Here is a 19,877-nt window from a genome sequence, read left to right on the forward strand (position 1 = left end):
GCGGAGCCCGGTCGATCTCGTGAGCCAGTCGGCTCACAAGATCGGACACGTGACGGATGGGAATGGTTGTACGAGAGGTGAAGATATTTCGAGAATGTTGCGCAGATCACATCTCGCGGGTTTGGTTCAGTCGAATTTGGTTCAGTCGAACCAGCGGTCCCGGGCCAACTCCGCCGTCCTGGAAGGGTCTTCGAGCAGCGCGGCGACCTCGAAGCGGCGCGGCCACTGACCCGCCGACCAGGCGAGACCGGCCGCGACGCCCTCCAGGGTGGCGGCGTGCAGGACCCCGTCGCGGGTGCGGCGCCAGTCCAACTCGACGCCGTCGACGACCAGTTCCTCGTGCTCGAAGTACGAGGAGGGGGTGGCGGGGCCCAGCAGGACCCGTACCGGCTCCGGGACGTCGTGTTCGGTGCCCTCCGAGTCGACCTCGCCCGTCACCGACTCGCTGAGCCGCCGCACCTGGAACAGTTCGGCCAACTCGGCGGCCCGTGACGGCCGTACGGGGAGCAGGGGCACCCCGGAGGTGAAGGGCAGCAGGTCGGGCGAGTCGACGACCACGGCGTCGGTCGCGTCCACGACGGTCACCTCACCGTCCACGACCGCGCGCAACTCATCCGGAAGAGTGACCTGTTCGGGGTCGAGGTCGGCCAACGCCCCGTAGAGACCGTGCAGTTGTGCGGAGCCCACCGGCAGGTCCGGGTCGGCCAGCCGGTCCAGCAGTTCGGCGGCGCCGCCCGGCTCGTCGAGCAGCGCGGCCACCGAGGTGCGCACGCCCAGCGCCCGCAGGACCTGTTCGTCGTCGAAGCCGGTGGCGTCGGCCTCGTCGTACAGGCCGCGCAGCAGCGGGTCGCCGCCGGCCGCGAGCAGGCCCGCCGGGCGGCGGCCGTCGAGGACCGGGTGCCCGCGCAGCCACCAGGCGGTGTAGGGGCGGACCACCTCGTGCGTGCCGTCCGGGAGCAGGATCCGCACCGGCTGGACGAGGGCGTCGCGCAGCGGCGGCTTCGCGAGCAGGGCGAGCGCCTCGGGCCAGCGGTCCTCGTCGACGAGGTCCAGGTCGCGCACGGCCACGATCTCGGTGGCGACGGGCGGCACGGGGCTGTCCGGGAACCGGTCGAGGATGTCCTCCGACCAGACGTCCACCGCGTCCAGCAGCCCGGCGTCGTCGGGTTCGGCGAAGTCCCCGTCGCGCGGCTCCAGTTCGTCCGGGTCGAGAACGACGTCGGTGGCCCGTACGAGGGCGAAGTTCGCCAGAACCCCACAGGCGGCCAGGGGCTGTTCGCCCCAGCGGTCGGCCAGTTCGGCGTCCACGAAGGCGAGTTCGTCCTCGCGCATCACCCGGGCGAAGGGGCTGCCGGGGAGGACGAGTTCACCGGCGGGCGCCAGTTCGCCGTCCTCGTCGGTCAGGGCGAGGGCGCCGAGCCAGGGCTCGTCACCGGGGTCGAGGGCCGCGTCACGGACCAGCGCGAGGACCAGGTCGGCCAGTTCGTCGGCGTCCGGCCGCCCGTCCTCCTCGTCCCACACCCCGCCGTCGTCGTCCAGCGACGCGGCCACGGCGGCCCGCACCTGCGGGGTGGTGAGCACGGCCCGCGGGGTCGCGGGCAGGGCACCCAGCTTCTCCAGCAGGGGGTGCGCGGCGTCCGGGTGGGCGACCTTGAGGCCGAGGCGGGCGAGGGTCTCGGGGGCGGTCTGCGGGCCGTCGGGAGTGGGGAGCAGCACCTGCCGGGGGCCGATGGTCGTCCGGCCGTCCGCGAGCGGCACCGGCAGGCCCGACAGCCGGTCCGGCTCGACCCCGGCGAGGCTGTCGTACAGCCGCCGCCACCAGTCGGGGGCCTTCTCCAGGCCCGCGAGGCGGTCGATCGCGTCGCCCAGCGGCAGCCGTGCGACGCCCAACGTGCGCAGTTCCGCGCGCCGTTCGAGCCCGGCGGGCAGCAGGCTGGGCAGTACGTCGGCGAGGACCCGTACGGTCTCGGCGCCGGCCCCCTCGACGACCTCGGCGTCCCGGGGCCGGATGGCCGCGGACGTCTCGGAGATGTCCGGGATGCCGGAGATCTCGTCCGGCTCGTCGCCGGGTTCCGGGGGTACCGCGCGCGGCAGGAACGCGGTGCGCGGCAGCCGCTCCAGGATCGCCTGGCGCAGCGACCCGTCCAGCTCGCCCCTGCCCAGCGGGCCGGGCACCAGGTCGATGATCCCCTCGGCCACCGGCTCCCAGGCGGCGAGGAGCGCGGCGTACGCGTCCGCCGCGCGCTGCACCAGGAAGTCGGTGAGCGGCCCGGGGGCGGCGTGCCGCCGGGTCGTGTCCAGCGGGAAGGAGGCGATGAGCAGCGCGGGCACACCGAGGGCCTCGTCGCTGGGGGTGGGCGCGTGCACGACGGCGCTGGTGCGCGGCCGGACCGGCGCCCCGTCGGGCCCGGTGGGCACGGCCCAGGTGACGGACCAGTACGGCCGCAGCCGCTCCTCGACGGGCCGGTCGGCGAGCAGCGCGGCCTCGATCGGTCCGTGCGCGGCGGCGGTGCGCCAGCGCGTGACCCCGTCCCGCGAGTCCTCGACGACGACGTGCGCCCCGTCCACGCTCCGCCGCAGGGTCCGTACGTCACCGGAGCCGACCTCGATGACGACCTCGTCGAGGCCGGGCAGCGCGAGCAGCAGCGCGTCGTCGACCGCGTGCAGCAGCCGCTCGGCGAGATCGGCGGCGGCGGTGTCGCGCAGCGGCAGGATGACGACGGTGTCGTACGTGTCCGGGGCGGTCCCCTCGGCGGCGAACGGCAGCCGCAGCAGCGGCACATGACCGTCCCGGCGGCGGATCTCGTCCCCGAGGCCGGGGCTGTGCCGGGCGGTGTCGGCGGCGAGCAGCCGGGCCTCGGCGAGCGACCAGCGGATACCGCCGTGCCGACCGACGACGGCGGGCTCGTCGGTGACGGCGAGCACGGCGGCGAAACCGACGCCGAACCGGCCCACCGCGCCGTCGTGACGGCCGTCGGTGCCGTGGGCCGGCTCCCGCTTCGCGGACGCCCGGAGCGTGGACAGCGACTCGACGCCGCCCGCGTCCAGCGGGGCGCCGGTGTTGGCGGCGACGAGGACGCCGTCGCGCAGGGTCAGCCGCAGCCGTCCCGGCACCTTGGCGCGGGCCGCGGCGTCGGCGGCGTTCTGCGCCAGCTCCACGACGAGGCGGTCCCGGTAGCCGCCGAGAACGAGATCCTCCTCGGCGTTGGCGTCCTCACGGAACCGGGCCGGACTGGTGGCCCAGGCGTCGAGCACGCCCCGCCGCAGCCGCGCCGTCCCGAACGGGTCCGCGCCCTCGGCCGCCGGCCGCACGAACTTGCTCACGGTTCACTTCTCCCTGTCGCCTGGTGTCCACGAAGGTACCGGGTCGCTGCGCTGCCTGGGCCGGGCGACCAGGGGGGTGGGGGGTAGCTGGTACGTGGGCGGGTGCGGGTGGGTGGGGGCTTCTCGCGCAGTTCCCCGCGCTCCTCGAAAAGCAGGGGCTGCGCCCCGTGCTTTTTGCTTCTGGGGGCGCGGGGAACTGCGCGAGAAGCCCCACGCACCCGCACCCGCCGACGAGACCCGAACCCCCGAGCTATGAGGCGCCCCTACGAATGCCCCAGATCCGCCTCGGCCTCGGTCTCCTCCGACCCCACGGACACCGACCCGGAATCCGGCGACGGCCGCAGCGGGAAGGGGTCCACCCGGGTCTCGTCGAGGCGGGGCGGGGCCGACCGGGGCGGGGCCGGCATGACCGCCGCCTCGGAGTGCCCCCCGCACCCGTACGTCAGGGACACCATCCGCCCGTCCGCCGGGGCGAACTCGTTCGCGCACACCCCGAAGGCCTGCCCGAGGGAGCCGCCGATCGGCACAAGGAATCCACAACTGACACACGCGGCGGGCGCGGCCTGCGCCATCGCCGTCTTCGCGCCGAACCCTTCATCCCAGCGGTCCGCGGCCGTGTGCAGCCCGTACCGGGACAGGACACGGGCGCGCCGCATGCCGAGTTCCTCGGCGACGGCCGCGATCGAGCCACGGGTCGGCGCGAACGGCAGGTTCGCCGGCACCCCGCCGGTGACCTCGGCGTCCTCCGCCTCCACCAGCTCGGCCATGTCGTGCGAGACGGGGGAGTTCGGCAGCGGTTCGTCCTCGCCGGAGTACCCGGGCTCCAGGCGCAGATCCTCGGCGTCCGTGGGCAGCAGGTCGCCGGGGCCCATGTCACCGGGCCGGAGCCGCTCGCTCCACGGCACCCACTCCGGTGCGAGCAGCGCGTCGGGGCCGGGGAGCAGGACGACCTCGTCCAGCGTCACGAACTTCGACCGGGAGGCGCGGGCGACGGTGACGGCCCAGCGCCAGCCCCGGTAGCCCATCTCCTTGCATTCGAAGAAGTGCGTCACGACCCGGTCGCCCTCGGAGACGAGCCCCGCGTGTTCGCCGACCACGCCTGGCGCGGCGGCCTCCTCGGCGGCGGAGCGGGCGAGGTCGACGGCCTCGGCGCACAGACGGTCGGGGGTGCGGCTTCGCGTTGTCGCTGCGCTCACAGGTATCGCTTCTCTCCTACGCCGTCTCACGAGTGCGCCTCCCTCGGCGGGGGGTGCGGACGGAGCGGACCAGTGGGCCGCGTCGACGTCCGCGCCCGATCGCACTCGGGCGCACCTATGTCATCCATTCTGCGGGATGAACGAGAGGCGCGCGGCCGAGAACAACCGCCGCAGGCGCGCTATGCACGCTACCTTCTCCCGGGCTCCACGCCCACACCGACGTACGGTTCCGCTCCGCCGGGGTTGGCTGGAACGGGGCGCATGAGGGGTGGGGTGGCCAGGTCGTCGGGCGTCTGCGGGTCCGGTGGGGGCTGGTCGCGCAGTTCCCCGCGCCCCTGAAAAGCACGGGGTGAGCCCGGGACACCCAAGGGGCGCGGGGAACTGCGCGAGAAGCCCCACCGGCCCGCACCCGACAACACACCCCCCTGCCCGTCCCGCAACGCGCCCCACAGCCATCCGAGCGGTAAACCCACTACGCCTCCCCTTCTCGGGGCACTATGACGAGGTGACCGGCGCCGAGCGGAGCGGAGCGCGCGGATCGGGCCGGGTGACCGGCGCCGTCCGCTCGGTGGGCCGCGCCCTGCACCTCCCGGTCACCGGCCCGGCCCGAGGCATCCGCAAGGCCACGCACGCCCACGGCGCCGGCGAGTCCGGCCTCGGCAAACTCATCGAACTGCACGGTGTGAACGGCGCGGGCGATGTGATGATCACGATCTCGCTCGCCTCCACGGTCTTCTTCTCGGTCCCCACCGACGAGGCCCGCGGCCGGGTCGCCCTGTATCTCGCGATCACCCTCGCCCCCTTCGCCCTCCTCGCCCCCGTCGTCGGCCCCCTCCTGGACCGGCTCCCGCACGGCCGCCGCGCCGCGATGGCGGGCGCGATGCTGGCCAGGGCGTTCCTCGCCCTGATCCTCGTCGGCGCCGTCGAGACCGGCGGTATCGAGCTGTATCCGGCCGCCCTGGGCGTCCTGGTCGCGTCGAAGGCGTACGGCGTGGTCCGCAGCGCGGTCGTCCCGCGCCTGCTGCCGCCCAAGTTCTCCCTGGTGAAGGCCAACTCCCGGGTCACCCTGTGCGGGCTGCTCGCCACCGGTGTCGCCGCGCCCATCGGCGCCGGACTCCAGGCGCTCGGCCCGCGCTGGCCGCTCTACGGCGCCTTCCTGATCTTCGTGGCGGGTACGTTCCTCTCCTTCACGCTGCCCGCGAAGGTGGACTCGGCGAAGGGCGAGGACCGGGCCCTGCTCGCCGCGGACCCCGAGCATCTGCACGGGCCGCACCGCAGCAGCACCCTCAAGCGGCCGGGGCTGCGGACGGTCGGCCCGGCGGTCACCCACGCGCTCGCCGCGAACGCCGCGCTGCGCGGTCTCTCCGGCTTCCTGATCTTCTTCCTGGCGTTCCTGCTGCGCATCCATCCGCTGCAGGGGCAGAGCGCCGCCGTCTCCCTGGGCATGGTCGCCGTCGCGGCCGGTGCGGGGAACGCGCTGGGCACGGCCGTCGGGGCGTGGGCGAGACAGCGGTCGCCGGAGCTGATCATCGTGACCGTCGTCGGTGTGGAACTCGGGGTGGCGATCACGGCGGCCCTGTTCTTCGGCTGGTTCTTCGTCGCCTTCCTCGCCGCGGTCGCCGGTTTCTCGCAGGCCCTGTCGAAGCTGTCCCTGGACGCCCTGATCCAGCGGGACGTCCCCGAACTGGTCCGCACCTCCGCCTTCGCCCGCTCCGAGACGCTGCTCCAGATGTCCTGGGTGGTCGGCGGCGCCATCGGTATCGCCCTCCCCCTCAACGGCACCCTGGGGATGGCCGTGGCCGCCGCGATCGTCGCGGCCGGCTGGCTCACCACGGTCCGCGGTCTGCTCTCCTCCGCCCGCCACGGCGGCGCGCCCCGCGCACGCGTGGCCTGACCGGCGGACCCCCCGCGCCGCGCCGGGCGACCCGGCACGCCGTACCCCACGTAGGGGCACCCCTGGACATGCCAGATAGCCTTCGCCCATGACCTTCCCGCGTTCCCGTCGCGCCGCAGCCACTCTCGGCGCCGTTTCCGCCGGACTTCTCGTCCTGTCGGCCTGCGATGAGCCGACGCCGATGGCCACCGTCACGATCGGCACCGACTCCATCAGCTCCGAGGCCGCGTGCTACCGGACCCTCGACGCCGCCCAGGCCAGGGAGTGCGCGCAGGAGAAGCCCTCCAAGTCGATCGAGCTGCCGGAGGGCAAGGCCCTGCGCATCGGTGTCGACCCCGAGGTGGCGGACACGGGCTGGGCGCTGTGGATCAACGGCGAGCAGGCCACCAGCGAGACGTTCGACAAGACGTACTGGTCGTTCGAGAACCCCGGTCTCTTCGCCGCCCAGCCCGGCCAGACCGCCCAGAAGTCGCTGACGATCAGCATCGTCGAGCAGAACGAGGCGGGTTCGCAGATCAAGGGCGTGTGGAACTTCGAGCTGAAGAACCCGGACGCCTGATCCGCTGCCGCCGCCCATGCGCGTCCTCGTAGCCACCGCCGTCCCCGCCGAACGGGACGCGGTGGCACGAGCGTTTGCGGGCCCCGCCGCCGAGCTCCGGCTCCCGGCGGCGACCCTCCACACCCACCGGGCCTCCGGCCTGGAGTACGACCTCCTCGCCGCCGGTGTGGGCCCCGCCCTCGCCGCCGCCTCCACCGCGGGGGCGCTGACCGCGGCGGTGCTCGCGGGGCGGCCGTACGGGCTGGTCGTGTCCGCCGGGATCGCCGGCGGCTTCGCGCCCGGGGCGCCCCTCGGCTCGCTGGTCCTGGCCGACGAGATCACGGCGGCCGATCTGGGCGCCGAGACAGCCGAGTCGCCGGACGGCTTCCTCCCGGTCACCGAGCTGGGCTTCGGCACCGTCACCCACCGCCCGCCCCCCGTGCTCGTACGCGCCGCCGCGACCGCCACCGGCGCCCTGACCGGCACGGTGCTGACCGTCTCCACGGTCACCGGGAGCGCGGGGCGCGCGACGGCCCTGCGCGCCCGCCACCCGCGTGCGCTGGCCGAGGCGATGGAGGGCTTCGGGGTCGCCGAGGCCGCCGCCGCGCACACCACGCCCGTCCTGGAACTGCGCGCCGTCTCCAACCCCGTGGGCCCGCGCGACCGCGCCGCCTGGCGCATCGGCGACGCCCTGACCGCACTCACCGAGGCCTTCGGGAAGCTGACGCCCGCACTGGAGAGTTGGAACCCATATGACCCCCAAGAGCCGTACGAGCCCCACGAGCCCTGAGACGCCGACCGGCACGCTGCGGATGGCGTACTCGCCCTGCCCCAACGACACCTTCGTCTTCGACGCCTGGGCGCACGGCCGGATCCCGGACGCGCCCGCGCTCGACGTGACGTTCGCGGACATCGACATCACCAACGGCATGGCCGAACGCGGTGACCTCGACGTACTGAAGGTGTCGTACGCCGTCCTGCCGTACGTCCTCGACACCTACGCGCTGCTGCCCTGCGGCGGTGCGCTCGGGCGGGGTTGCGGGCCGCTGGTGCTGACCCGGGAGCCGGGCACGGACCTCACCGGCCGTACGGTGGCGGTGCCGAGCGAGCGGTCGACGGCGTATCTGCTCTTCCGTCTCTGGGCGGCGGACACCCTGCCCGGCGGGGTCGGCGAGATCGTGGTGATGCCGTTCCACGAGATCATGCCGGCCGTGCGGGACGGGAAGGTGGACGCCGGTCTCGTCATCCACGAGGCCCGCTTCACGTACCGGAACTACGGCCTCCACAAGCTCGCCGACATGGGCGAGCACTGGGAGGACACGACGGGGCTGCCGATCCCGCTGGGCGCGATCATCGCGAAGCGCTCGCTGGGCGCGGAGACGCTGACCGGTCTCGCCGAGACGATCCGCGCCTCCGTCCGCGCGGCCTGGGACGACCCCGAGGCCTCCCGCCCGTACGTCCTCGAACACGCCCAGGAGATGGACCCGGCCGTCGCCGACCAGCACATCGGCCTGTACGTCAACGAGTTCACGGCCGACCTCGGCACCGACGGCTACGCGGCGGTCCGGGGCCTGCTCACCCGCGCGGCGGCCGAGGGACTGGTACCGCCCCTCGGCCCGGACGCACTCCGATTCCCTTGAGAATCCTCGGGGTTGACGTGCCTACCCGTCGCTATACGTCCAACTGGTCGGCCACGGCGCGCAACAGGCCCGCGATCTGCTTGCCCGCGGTGCGGTCGGGATAGCGGCCCCGCTCCAGCATCGGCGTGATGTTCTCCAGCAGCGTCGTCAGATCCTGCACGATCGAGGCCAACTCGTCGGGCTTCTTGCGCTGCGCGGCGGCGACCGAGGGGGCCGGTTCCAGAATCGTCACGGAAAGAGCCTGGTCGCCGCGCTGACCCGCGACGACTCCGAACTCGACCTTCTGGCCCGGCTTCAGGGTGTCGACACCGGCGGGCAGTACCGAGGAGTGGACGAAGACGTCACCGCCGTCGTCACGGGAGAGAAAGCCGAAGCCCTTCTCGCTGTTGAACCATTTGACCTTGCCAGTCGGCAAAGCACACACTCCCTCGATCCGTCCCGGACGCCATCCGGACGCCGTTGAGCTGGCGTCGCACCAGCCTACCGGGGCCTACCCCAACCAAACACGCCCTTAACCACGCCAGAAGCGAGACTGAGCCCCGCCTGTGTCGGCAGAGGCGCAAAGTGGTGCAGGAAGTATGAGGGAACAAGTCTTCCCTGCCGAAACCTGTCCAGAGAAACTGCCTTCAGGACATCGGCGTCGGAAACTGCGTGTCAACTCCCGGGGACCGAAGTTCCGGGCTTGCTGCTCGGGTTCACCGATGGCTTCGGTGAACCCGGCTGCGTCCGGCTCTCGCACTCAATGGTGTCGCCGGTCAGGCTATGAGGGTGAGGGCAGGGGCCTGTGACTCGGCCCCGCGGACCCACGCGTACCAGCCGCGGTGGCTGATGTCGTGGGACGCATTGCGGTCGGCGTGCTCAGCGAAGCCACACGACCGGCAGACGAACACGGCCTGCGAGGGCCGGTTGGCTTTCTCAATGTGGTGACAGCGGGGGCATTCCCGGCTGCTGTATGCCGGATCGACGTGGACCACCGGAACGCCGGCGCGTTTCGCCTTGTAGGCGATGAACCTGCCGAGCTGGTGAAAGGACCAGGAGTGCGGCGTGACGCGCTGGGGCTTTCTCAGCCGTGCCCGTTCGCGGATCCCCGTCAGGTCCTCCAGGGCGATTCCGCGACCGGTGCTCCCCCACTCTCGGCTTCGCTCGGGCGGCAGGTGCCCCCATTGCCTCCGCCACGATGCGCTTACTGATCCGGTGATTGATGTCGCGGGCCCTGCGTCTCTCCTTGCCCGCGCGCTTCTTCGCCCGCCGCTCGGCGGACTTGCTGTTCTTCTTCTGCAGTTTCGTGCGCAGATTCCGGTCCGCTTCGCGGCTCCGGTTCAAGCGGCGCCCGCAGTACCGCTTGCCGCTGGAGGTGGTGGCGATGTTGACGATGCCCAGGTCACCAGCAGATACCACTGCCCGTCCCGGCACAGCAGATCGGACTCGCCGTTGCGGTGCGCGGCCACCACAGCCACCTGCCCTGGCTCTCCGGTGAACGCGACGTTCTTCATCCTCCCGGCTGTGGTCCAGATCGACACCGTGCGCTGCTTGTGCTGCCAGGACAGCATCCGGTCGTCATAGGACCGCGACCGCTACACCGCTTGCCCCTCGCTGGGAACTACCCTGGTCGGGTGCGTGACAAAACCCAACCGAATTCCGCCGAACCCGGTGACCGGCTGATCCGTGCCGGTGTCATCGTCTTCATCGTCGGCGCCGTGGCCACACTCGTCACCGTGGCCCCGCTGTTCCTCGGAACGAACCCATTCCCCACCTACATGTTCGTCCTGAGCATGCTGATGGGAGTCGGATTCCTCATCGCGGGAGCGGGAGTCCTCCAGTCCGCCGCGGCGGGCCGCAGAAGGGCACGCGAGGCGCGTTTCTAGCCACCGGCGCCCCGCTGCCGATGTCCGGCTACCGGTGGCGGTGGGTCGTGAACCACTCGGGGAACGCGGTCAGATCCGTGAGGACGACATCGGCGCCGGCCTCGCGCAGCTCCCGCTCGTCGCAGGGCCCGGTGGCGACGGCGACCGAGTACGCCTGTGCCGTGCGCGCGCCGCGTACGTCGCCGGTGTGGTCGCCGACGTACACGGTCGCGCCGTGCTCGCGCAGCGCGTCCGCCTTGGCCTCCGCCCACAGGTCCCCGACGAGTTCGTCGGGCTCCATGCCGAGGTGCTCCAGGTGCAGCTTGGCGTTGGGCTCGTACTTGGCGGTGACCACGATCGCCCGGCCACCGGCGGCCCGGACCGCCGCGATCGCCTCCGGCGCGCCCGGCATCGCGGGGGTCGCGGCGATCGCGATCGCCGGGTACATCTCCCGGTAGAGATCCGCCATCGCCGGGATCTCCGCCGCCGGGAACCAGTACGCCAGCTCCTCCGCGAGCGGCGGCCCCAGCCGGGTGATCGCCAGATCGGCGTCTATGTACGCCCCCGTCCGCGCCGCCAACGCGACATAGCAGGCGTGAATCCCCGGCCGCGAGTCGATCAACGTCATGTCGAGATCGAACCCGACGGTCAGTACGCGAGAGTCCATGACGTCCATTGTGCGGTGGGTGGGTGAGTACGTGCGGGCCCGGTGGGGCTGGTCGCGCAGTTCCCCGCGCCCCTCAAAGGCAACCCGGGCTCACCCCACGCTTTCAAGGGGCGCGGGGAACGGCGCGAGAACCCCCACCGAACCCGCACGTACCCACCCGCCCCCGCGCGAAGCGCGAAAGGCGGGTCGAAGGGGCGCAGCCCCTGGGGATGGGACGGGTAGGGGCGGCGGGGGCGAGAGAAAAGCCCGCTCAGCGGGCCCGCTGGGAACGCCACAGCAAATACAGCGCCGAAGCCACGGCAGCCACCCGAAGCACCCACGGCCAAGTCCCGGCAACCGCGTCGTTCATCTGCCCCTGAGCGATGGGATCCCCCCACCGCCCGTCACTACGCCCCCACAGCCACACCACCCCACCCGAGGCCACCACCCCCGGCACCCCCATCACCGCCCACTTCGACTCCGCCGGCGACAACCTCCGCGACAGATAGGCGATCAACCACCCCAGCCCGAGCGGCACCAGACTCCCCATGACCGCCCCCGCGACCAACAACACGGCCGCCAGCAGCAACAGCGGATTGCTCCACCCCGCGCCCCCACCCTCGCCCGCACCACCGCCCCCACCCCGCAACCGAGGCAACGGCAGCCGACGCCGCCGAGGCGCCTCCTTCTCCTCCACGACGGCCGCCGGAACGGCCGCCGGAACAGCCTCCTTCTCGACCGCCCCCCGACCGGCGGCGCCCTCCCCCTTCACCGGCGGCGGCTTCAACAGCTCCGGAATCTCCACACCCCCGACGAACCCCGGCACGGAGTCCCCGAGCCCGAATCCGATGTCCGCGCCCCCGGGCCCCCCACCCCCACCGACCCGCCACCAGTCGGGCTGCACATCCCCGTCCCCCAGCTCGTGCAGCGGGGCGAGATGCGGCGGAGCGGCACCCCCCGCCCCCGGAGAGGCCGGCGCGTCGTCGGCGGGACGGGGTCGCGGCACGACCCGCCGCAGCCCCCGGGCCTTCCCCCGGCCCCGCTCCCCGGCGTCCTCGGCGTTCTCGTCGGCGGCCCCGTCCCCACCGGCCGCCCGCTGTACGGGCACGGCGGCGGTCCGGGGCTCCGGTACGTCACCGGGCGCGCCCGCCGCCTCGACGACCTCGTCCGGCGTACCCAGGCGGGCGATGATGCGGCGCACGGCGGCCGGGCTGTCCACGGGCGCCTTCGCCCGGCGCCGGTCGATCTCGTCCCGCAGTCCCGACACCAGACGCATCCGCGTGCCCGACGGCAGCTGCCGCCGCTGAGCCAGATCACCGACGCGGCTCAGGTATTCATAGACGACCTGGTCGCTCTCAATCCCCACGAGCCCCTCCGGGGTTGGCGCGCATACGTCCTCCGACGGTATCGCTTCACAGCGGGGTTCCTCGGCGGTCGGCGCCGAGCGGCGACGGCGGGAAGGGGCGCGGCCCTTTCAGGGGCGCGGGGCCGTATCGACATGCGGCCCCGCCGCATGTCGACGCGACCAGCCCCCGCGCACCCGCACCCGCAGCCGCAGCCGCAGCCGCCCGAATACACGCACCCGCCGAGCTACTAGGCACCCCGCCCCACCGCAGCCGCTAACGTTGGCCGGATGAGCCCCGAGGAGCACACCCCCACGGAGACGGCCCCCGCCGGTGGAGCCCCCCGTTCCCTGGCGGAAGCCCTACGCGGGCGGGACGACCGTTCGCTCGCCGTGCTGCTGCGGGCACGGCCGGACCTCATCACCCCCGTCCCGACCGACCTGACCCAGCTGGCGACCCGCGCGGGAACCCGCGCGTCGGTGGTCCGCGCCCTGGAGCGCCTGGACCGGTTCGCCCTCCAGACGGCCCAGGCCCTGGCCGTGGCGCCCGACCCGGCGTCGTACGACGCGCTCGCGGGCCTGCTGGCCGGTGACGACGCCGACCCGGCCGTCACCACCGTGCTGCCCCACGCCCTCGGCGCCCTGCGCGACCAGGCCCTCGTCTGGGGCCCGGACGACCGTCTCCGGCTCGTCCGCACGGCCCGTGAGCTGCTCTCCCCCTCGCCGCAGCACCCGTCCCCCACCGGTCTCGGCCCGACCGTCGCGGAGGCCACGGCGGGCATGTCGCCGGGGCGGGTGCAGGAGCTCGTCGCGGAGGCCGGGCTGGCGAGCACGCACGACTCGGTGTCGGCCGTCACCGCGCTCGGCGCGCTGTTCACCGACCGTCGCCGCATGGCCGCGCTCCTCGCCGCCGCGCCCCCGGAGTCCCTGGACGTGCTGACCCGGCTGGTGTGGGGGCCGCCGTACGGCCAGGTCACGGCCAGTCCGGCGGCGCATCTGCGCTGGCTGCTGGACCGGGGGCTGCTGCTGCCGACCGCGCCGGGCACGGTCGTCATCCCCCGTGAGGTCGCCCTGCATCTGCGGTCGGGGCGGGCGCACCGGGAGGTCCGGCCGGTGCCGCCGCCGGTGGAGGCGTCCGCCGCGCACCGTCCACAGGTGGTGGACGCGACGGCGGCCGGGCAGGCGTACACCGCGCTGGCGACCGTGGAGGAGCTGCTGAAGGACTGGGACGAGGGCGGGCCGGGCGTCCTGCGCGCGGGCGGGCTCAGTGTGCGGGATCTGAAACGCACGGCGGTGGCCCTCGACATGCCCGAGCCGGTCGCCGCCTTCTGGGTCGAACTCGCCTACGCCGCCGGGCTGTTGGCCTCGGACGGCGAGGCCGACGAACGGTACGCGGCGACCCCCGCGTACGACGAGTGGCTGGAGCTGCCCGCCGCCGAGCGCTGGGCGCGGCTGGCCGCCGCCTGGCTGGGCGCGACCCGTACGGCCGGGGTGATCGGCGAACGGGACGCCAAGGACCGTACGTTGTCGGCGCTGGGCCCGGGGCTGGACCGTTCGGCGGCGCCCGAGGTGCGGCACCGGGTGCTGGCGCTGCTCGCCGGGCTCCCCGAGGGCACCTCGGCCGGTCCCGACTCCCTGCTGGCCCGGCTGCACTGGGAGCGCCCCACCCGGGGCGGCCAGCAGCCCCCACCTGCCCAGCAGTCCCCGCAGCAGTCGGGGCACGCGCAGCCGCCCCGGCAGGGCGACGATCTGCGGGCGCGGATCGCCCGGTGGGCCCTTTCCGAGGCCGAGTCGCTCGGTGTCACCGGGCGCGGCGCGCTGTCCTCGCACGGGCGGGCCCTCCTCGGTCTCCCGCCCGGGGTGGCGGCCGACGCGGAGCTGCCGGAGACCCCCGGCGACAAGCTGCCCGCCCCTCACGTGCCCGTGGCGGCCCACCCGGCGCCCGCCGCCGACCCCGTGGCCGAGCGGGCCGCCGCCGCGTCGCTTGCCGCCCGGCTGCTCGCGCCGCTGCTTCCCGAGCCACTGGACCACGTGCTGCTCCAGGCGGACCTGACGGCCGTCGCGCCCGGCCCGCTGAAACGGCCGCTGGCCGACGCGCTGGGTGTGCTGGCGGACGTGGAGTCGAAGGGTGGTGCGACGGTGTACCGGTTCACGCCGGGGTCGGTGCGCCGGGCGCTCGACGCGGGCCGCAGCGCCTCCGATCTGCACGACTTCCTCACCGCCCACTCCCGTACGCCGGTCCCGCAGCCGCTGGCGTATCTGATCGACGACGTGGCCCGGCGCCACGGGCATCTGCGGATCGGCGCGGCCTCGGCGTATGTGCGCTGCGACGACGACGCGATGCTCAGCGAGATCCTCGCCGACAAGCGGTCGCAGGGGCTCGGGCTGCGGCGGCTGGCGCCGACCGTGCTGGCCGCCGTGGCGGATCCGGCGACGCTGCTCGACGGGCTGCGCGCGATGGGGTACGCGCCGGCGGCCGAGTCGGCGGAGGGTGATGTCCTGATCACCCGGGCGCACGCCCATCGCACCCCGCCCCGCACGGCCCCGGAGCCCGTGCCGGACGGCCCCCCGGTGCCGGACGACACCCTGCTGGGCGCCGCGATCCGCGCGATCCGCGCCGGTGACCTGGCGTCCACCACGCCCCGCAGGACGAGCGGGGAGCCGGCCCCGTCCGGCGCCCTGCCCCGCACCGGTTCCGCCGAGACCCTCGCGACCATGCAGGCCGCCGTCCTCACCGGCGAGGCCCTGTGGATCGGCTACGTCAACGCCGAGGGCTCCGCCAGCCAGCGCGTCATCGCCCCGGTGCGGGTCGAGGGCGGCTTCGTGACGGCGTACGACCACACGGCGGACGAGGTACGGACGTTCCCGCTGCACCGGATCACGGGCGTCGCGGAACTGGTGGACGACGCGCCCTGAGCAGGTCGATCGGACCGCTTCGATCAAACCGCTTCTTGGCCATCACCCGTTCGGGTGTATACGGGCGTTCATGCAGGCCATGCCCGGTTTTCCCTCGCACGGGCGAGGCGGCGGCATCCGGCGCATCCCGTCCCGTGATGCGGGGCAGCCACCCTGTGTCCGATCGAGATCGACTCCTGCGCTCGAAAGGCCCACCTCTACGCATGCGCCCTCTCGCCACGCTCACCAAGGTCACCACGCTCGTCTCCGCCGCCGTCGCCGTCGCCCTGGTGGGCGCGCTCGCCACCCCGGCCGCGGCGAACCCGCCCCTCCCCCTGCCCGAACTCGGCACGCTGGTGGGCGAGGGCCTCAGCGTGGAGGGGCCGTTGATCCAGAACGTCAGCCTGCTGAAGTGAACGTCAGCCCGCCGAGGTAGCGCGGCGCAGCCGGTAGCTGTCCCCTTCGAGACGGACGATCTCGGCGTGGTGCGCGAGGCGGTCCACCATCGCCGGGGCGGCCCCGCCGAAGATCTCCTCCCAGCGGGCGAGCGGACGGTCGCTGGTCACGATCAGCGAGGCCCTCTCGTAGCGGTGCGCGATCAGCTGGAAGAAGAGCCGTGCGGTGTCCGGGTCGAAGGGGAGATAGCCGGCCTCGTCGACGATCAGCAGGGGGCAGGCGTCCAGCTCGGACAGTTCCTGGGCGAGCCTGCCCTCGGCCCGTGCCCCGGCCAGCCGCGCGGCCCACTCGGCGGCGGTCGCGAACAGCACCCGGTGCCCGGCCTGGCAGGCCCGTACGCCGAGCCCGATGGCCAGATGCGTCTTGCCGGTGCCGGGGGCGCCGACGAAGACCACGTTCCGCCCGGTGGCGACGAAGTCCAGCGTGCCGAGCCGGGCCAGCAGCAGCCGGTCGAAGGAGCGCGGGTGCCCCTCGTCGAACTCCTCCAGCAGCTTCCGCGCCGGGAACCCGGCCGCCCGGATCCGCCCCTCGACCCCGTTCCCGTTCCCGGTCCCGTTCCCGTTCCCGGTCCCGGCCCCGCCCGCCTGCGGCTCGCGCCGGGCCTCGTACCGCACCAGCCGGGTGGTGCCCCGCGCGAAACGGGTCTCGTAGTTCTCGTTCGAGGTGGCCTGGGCCGGGATCGGCAGCGGCGCCCGGAGCGGGACGGGCGGGTCGACGGGCCCCTGCGGCCGGTCCCGCTCCACCGGTCCCCTGGCCGGCCGCGGGCCCTCCGGCATCCCGTGGTGGGAGCCGTGGCCCTTGTCCTCGCGGAGCATCGGCCCCGACATGTACGCCAGGAGCACCGCCGAGGCGATGAAGGCCATATGGATGACCGTGCCCCACAGCAGCGCGTGGTGGGAGGTGTGGTGGACGTCCACGAACATCTGCAGCAGATGCACGGAGGAGATGCCGACGATGGCGGTGGCCAGCTTGACCTTCAGCACGTTGGAATTGACGTGCGAGAGCCATTCCGGCTGGTCACGGTGGCCCTGGAGACCGATCCGCGAGACGAAGGTCTCATAGCCGCCGACGATGGTCATGATCAGCAGATTGGCGATCATGACGACGTCGACCAGCTTGAGCACCGCGAGCATCACATAGGTCTCGGTGGCGCTGCCGCTCACGCAGCGGACGATTAACGTCCACAGCTCGTTGAAGAACTTGTAGACGTACACCCCCTGCGCCGCGACCAGTCCGAAGTACAGCGGCGCCTGGAGCCAGCGCGTGGCGAAGAGGGCGTAGCCGAGCGTGGTGCCCTGCGGGGAGACGGACGGGGTGAGCGGGTCTGGCGGGGTGGTTGGCTGCACGGTTCGCATTCTTCGGAACCCTGGGCGCAAATCTGAATTCCTGCCACTCATCGGAATGAATAGACATCCAATAGGACTGGAGCCCGTCGGCGGGAACGATCAGGCACACTGGACGTTTGGCCGAATCGAAAGGTGCCGCGCGTGAATGGTCCCCTCATCGTCCAGTCGGACAAGACGCTGCTCCTGGAGGTCGACCATGAGCAGGCGGACGAGTGCCGTCGGGTCATCGCGCCCTTCGCCGAACTGGAGCGGGCGCCCGAGCACATCCACACCTACCGGGTGACCCCGCTCGGTCTGTGGAACGCGCGGGCCGCCGGGCACGACGCCGAGCAGGTCGTCGACGCGCTGGTGCAGTACAGCCGCTATCCGGTGCCGCACGCGCTGCTCGTGGACGTCGCCGAGACGATGGACCGTTACGGCCGCCTCACGCTCTCCAAGCACCCGGTCCACGGGCTCGTGCTCACCACCACCGACCGGCCGGTGCTGGAGGAGATCCTGCGGTCGAAGCGGATCACCCCGCTCGTCGGCGCCCGGATCGACCCGGACACCGTGGCCGTGCACCCCTCCGAGCGCGGCCAGATCAAGCAGACCCTGCTGAAGCTGGGCTGGCCCGCCGAGGACCTCGCCGGGTACGTGGACGGCGAGGCGCACCCGATCGAGCTGGCCGAGGACGGCTGGGCGCTGCGGCCGTACCAGAAGCAGGCCGTGGAGAACTTCTGGCACGGCGGGAGCGGTGTGGTCGTCCTCCCCTGTGGCGCGGGGAAGACCCTCGTCGGCGCCGGGTCCATGGCCCAGGCGAAGTCCACCACCCTGATCCTCGTCACCAACACGGTCTCCGCGCGGCAGTGGAAGCACGAGCTGGTGAAGCGGACGTCGCTGACCGAGGAGGAGATCGGCGAGTACAGCGGGACGCGCAAGGAGATCCGGCCGGTCACCATCGCCACGTACCAGGTGCTGACCACCCGCCGGAAGGGCGTCTATCCGCATCTGGAGCTGTTCGACTCCCGCGACTGGGGTCTCATCGTCTACGACGAGGTGCATCTCCTTCCCGCTCCGGTCTTCAAGTTCACCGCCGACCTCCAGGCGCGCCGGCGGCTCGGGCTGACGGCGACGCTCGTCCGGGAGGACGGGCGGGAGTCGGACGTGTTCTCCCTCATCGGGCCCAAGCGGTTCGACGCGCCCTGGAAGGAGATCGAGGCGCAGGGCTATATCGCGCCCGCCGACTGTGTCGAGGTCCGGGTGAACCTGACCGACGCCGAGCGGCTCGCCTACGCCACGGCCGAGCAGGAGGAGAAGTACCGCTTCTGTTCCACCACCGCGACCAAGCGGAAGGTGGCCGAGGCGATCGTCCGCCGCTTCGCGGGGCAGCAGATCCTCGTCATCGGGCAGTACATCGACCAGCTCGACGAACTGGGCGCCCATCTGGACGCGCCGGTGATCAAGGGCGAGACCAGCAACGCGCAGCGCGAGAAGCTCTTCGACGCGTTCCGCCAGGGCGAGATCAACGTCCTGGTCGTGTCCAAGGTCGCCAACTTCTCCATCGACCTCCCGGAGGCGACCGTCGCCATCCAGGTCTCCGGCACCTTCGGCTCCCGCCAGGAGGAGGCCCAGCGCCTCGGCCGTGTCCTGCGCCCCAAGTCCGACGGCCACCAGGCGCACTTCTACTCGGTGGTCGCCCGCGACACCATCGACCAGGACTTCGCCGCCCACCGCCAGCGCTTCCTGGCCGAACAGGGCTACGCCTACCGGATCATGGACGCGGACGAGCTTCTGACAGAGGGCTGACGGGGAGCTGAGCAACAGGTCACCGGGGGTGCCCGCGCTCGGTACGCTGAGTCGTGCCGGCGCTCACCAGGGCAGGGAAGAAGGGCACCATGCCTCACGAGGACATCCACGAGGTGCTGTACACCGAGCCGGCGGCCCGTGAACGCGACCGGCTCGACCCCACGCGCCGGGCCACCTTCGACAAAGCGATCGAACTGCTCGCCCGCGACCCGTACACCGAGCTCTCCCGCACCATAGGAGTCGGCGACCAGGACCGCGAGATCCGGCTCACCTCACAGATCGTCGCGGAGTACATGGTCTCCCGCGGTCGTCTGCTCCTGGTGATGCTGCGGATCTTCGACGACGCGGACATCCTGCTGCCGGAGGAAGGCTGAGGCGGCGAGGGTGCTTGAGTGGCAGGACGGTCGACGCGCAGGATGATCGGAGGGTCGTGTCGGTGGAGCGGTGTGGGGCTCCCTGCTCTTCCGCAGGAGTGACCACCCCGTAGGCGGACGGCGGGGATCAGTGGAGGCGGCGGGGTACGCGCGGTGAGCCCGGGGCTCACCGGCGGCGTATGCCCGCTTCCTCCGCGTACTCGCCGAGGATGACGACGCCGAACGCGGCGCTCGCGAAGACCTTGACGGCGCGCAGGGCGTCGGCGAGGCGGTGGCGGTTGTGGTGGTCGTCGAGGCCGGTCGCGCCGGGCGGCGGACCGGGTCGGCCGGAGGCCGAGGCTGGGATGAAGGTCGCTGCACTCATGTCTCCATGGTGGAACGTCCGCCTTTGGATTACGTCGGTCTCCGGAGTGAACCCGCTGAGCCTCCGGCTCCCTCTCAGGTCCGGCCCACCCGTAGTACCCGCGAAGTACGGGCCCCTAGGGGTACGGCGGCCGAACACACCCCGGGTGGAGAAAAAACTCGTTGGCCTCCGCCCCGCCCCCTCACCTACACTCTCCGCTCTTGCCCGCCTCCCGTTCGTGGAGCGCCGCCGCC

Annotated in this window: 18 protein-coding genes; 9 read left to right on the top strand and 9 right to left on the bottom strand. The window is 72.9% G+C overall.

The window, feature by feature from the left end:
• Nucleotides 1-141: 141 nt before the first annotated feature.
• The gene (locus F9278_RS21145; protein ID WP_152169750.1) at nucleotides 142-3,324 is read right to left on the bottom strand and encodes a sacsin N-terminal ATP-binding-like domain-containing protein; all 3,183 of its coding nucleotides are present in this window, start codon (nucleotides 3,322-3,324) and stop codon (nucleotides 142-144) included.
• A 263-nt stretch (nucleotides 3,325-3,587) separates the two neighbouring features.
• A complete protein-coding gene (locus F9278_RS21150; RefSeq protein ID WP_152169751.1) occupies nucleotides 3,588-4,520 on the bottom strand; it encodes a DUF3027 domain-containing protein in 933 nt (310 codons plus the stop codon).
• Nucleotides 4,521-5,025: 505 nt separating this feature from the next.
• On the opposite strand from F9278_RS21150, the gene F9278_RS21160 reads away from it, so the two are divergent.
• From F9278_RS21160 to F9278_RS21175, 4 genes are all read left to right on the top strand, one after another.
• Nucleotides 5,026-6,414: an MFS transporter gene (locus tag F9278_RS21160; protein WP_152169753.1), complete on the top strand. Its 1,389-nt coding sequence runs from the start codon at nucleotides 5,026-5,028 to the stop codon at nucleotides 6,412-6,414.
• A gap of 88 nt (nucleotides 6,415-6,502) precedes the next feature.
• Complete coding sequence (locus tag F9278_RS21165; protein WP_152169754.1) at nucleotides 6,503-6,973, top strand: hypothetical protein; 471 nt, start codon at nucleotides 6,503-6,505, stop codon at nucleotides 6,971-6,973.
• Nucleotides 6,974-6,989: 16 nt separating this feature from the next.
• On the top strand, nucleotides 6,990-7,742 hold the full coding sequence (locus F9278_RS21170; RefSeq protein ID WP_152169755.1) for a futalosine hydrolase: 753 nt from the start codon (nucleotides 6,990-6,992) through the stop codon (nucleotides 7,740-7,742).
• Nucleotides 7,705-8,592, top strand: a complete 888-nt coding sequence (locus tag F9278_RS21175; RefSeq protein WP_404818931.1) for a 1,4-dihydroxy-6-naphthoate synthase — start codon at nucleotides 7,705-7,707, stop codon at nucleotides 8,590-8,592. The genes F9278_RS21170 and F9278_RS21175 overlap by 38 nt, the downstream gene beginning before the upstream one ends.
• A gap of 31 nt (nucleotides 8,593-8,623) precedes the next feature.
• On the opposite strand, the gene F9278_RS48495 is transcribed toward F9278_RS21175, so the two are convergent.
• The 3 genes from F9278_RS48495 to F9278_RS46250 all read right to left on the bottom strand — a co-directional run bounded on the left by F9278_RS48495 (nucleotide 8,624) and on the right by F9278_RS46250 (nucleotide 10,142).
• A complete protein-coding gene (locus F9278_RS48495; protein WP_152169756.1) occupies nucleotides 8,624-9,007 on the bottom strand; it encodes a cold-shock protein in 384 nt (127 codons plus the stop codon).
• A gap of 340 nt (nucleotides 9,008-9,347) precedes the next feature.
• Nucleotides 9,348-9,887 carry a transposase gene (locus F9278_RS48500; protein WP_319023146.1) on the bottom strand — a complete coding sequence of 180 codons (540 nt, stop codon included), beginning with the start codon at nucleotides 9,885-9,887 and terminating at the stop codon, nucleotides 9,348-9,350.
• A 24-nt stretch (nucleotides 9,888-9,911) separates the two neighbouring features.
• Nucleotides 9,912-10,142 (bottom strand): hypothetical protein, encoded by a 231-nt coding sequence (locus F9278_RS46250; RefSeq protein ID WP_193242115.1) that lies wholly within the window; start codon nucleotides 10,140-10,142, stop codon nucleotides 9,912-9,914.
• A 63-nt stretch (nucleotides 10,143-10,205) separates the two neighbouring features.
• Here F9278_RS46250 and F9278_RS21190 point away from each other — a divergent pair, with 63 nt between their 5' ends.
• Nucleotides 10,206-10,457, top strand: coding sequence for a hypothetical protein (locus F9278_RS21190; RefSeq protein WP_152169757.1), 252 nt, complete (start codon nucleotides 10,206-10,208; stop codon nucleotides 10,455-10,457).
• Nucleotides 10,458-10,485: 28 nt separating this feature from the next.
• On the opposite strand, the gene F9278_RS21195 is transcribed toward F9278_RS21190, so the two are convergent.
• The gene (locus F9278_RS21195) at nucleotides 10,486-11,103 is read right to left on the bottom strand and encodes an HAD family hydrolase (protein WP_152169758.1); all 618 of its coding nucleotides are present in this window, start codon (nucleotides 11,101-11,103) and stop codon (nucleotides 10,486-10,488) included.
• Between the two features lie 250 nt (nucleotides 11,104-11,353).
• Nucleotides 11,354-12,448: a hypothetical protein gene (locus tag F9278_RS21200; RefSeq protein ID WP_152169759.1), complete on the bottom strand. Its 1,095-nt coding sequence runs from the start codon at nucleotides 12,446-12,448 to the stop codon at nucleotides 11,354-11,356.
• A gap of 267 nt (nucleotides 12,449-12,715) precedes the next feature.
• Between F9278_RS21200 and F9278_RS21205 the strand changes: the two genes are divergently transcribed.
• Nucleotides 12,716-15,340 (top strand): helicase C-terminal domain-containing protein, encoded by a 2,625-nt coding sequence (locus F9278_RS21205; protein ID WP_152169760.1) that lies wholly within the window; start codon nucleotides 12,716-12,718, stop codon nucleotides 15,338-15,340.
• A gap of 203 nt (nucleotides 15,341-15,543) precedes the next feature.
• Nucleotides 15,544-15,735, top strand: a complete 192-nt coding sequence (locus tag F9278_RS21210) for a hypothetical protein (protein ID WP_152169761.1) — start codon at nucleotides 15,544-15,546, stop codon at nucleotides 15,733-15,735.
• A gap of 3 nt (nucleotides 15,736-15,738) precedes the next feature.
• Here the strand turns inward: F9278_RS21210 and istB are convergent, their stop codons facing one another.
• Nucleotides 15,739-17,130 (bottom strand): IS21-like element helper ATPase IstB, encoded by a 1,392-nt coding sequence (istB, locus tag F9278_RS21215; protein WP_152169762.1) that lies wholly within the window; start codon nucleotides 17,128-17,130, stop codon nucleotides 15,739-15,741.
• Nucleotides 17,131-17,262: 132 nt separating this feature from the next.
• Between istB and F9278_RS21220 the strand changes: the two genes are divergently transcribed.
• Both F9278_RS21220 and F9278_RS21225 read left to right on the top strand, forming a co-directional pair.
• On the top strand, nucleotides 17,263-18,906 hold the full coding sequence (locus F9278_RS21220; protein ID WP_152169763.1) for a DNA repair helicase XPB: 1,644 nt from the start codon (nucleotides 17,263-17,265) through the stop codon (nucleotides 18,904-18,906).
• A gap of 89 nt (nucleotides 18,907-18,995) precedes the next feature.
• Nucleotides 18,996-19,280, top strand: coding sequence for a hypothetical protein (locus F9278_RS21225; RefSeq protein WP_152169764.1), 285 nt, complete (start codon nucleotides 18,996-18,998; stop codon nucleotides 19,278-19,280).
• Nucleotides 19,281-19,446: 166 nt separating this feature from the next.
• Here the strand turns inward: F9278_RS21225 and F9278_RS21230 are convergent, their stop codons facing one another.
• Nucleotides 19,447-19,644: a hypothetical protein gene (locus F9278_RS21230; protein WP_086765221.1), complete on the bottom strand. Its 198-nt coding sequence runs from the start codon at nucleotides 19,642-19,644 to the stop codon at nucleotides 19,447-19,449.
• Nucleotides 19,645-19,877 lie beyond the last annotated feature (233 nt).

It is taken from the genome of Streptomyces phaeolivaceus, from assembly GCF_009184865.1.
Classification (GTDB): Bacteria; Actinomycetota; Actinomycetes; order Streptomycetales; family Streptomycetaceae; genus Streptomyces; species Streptomyces phaeolivaceus.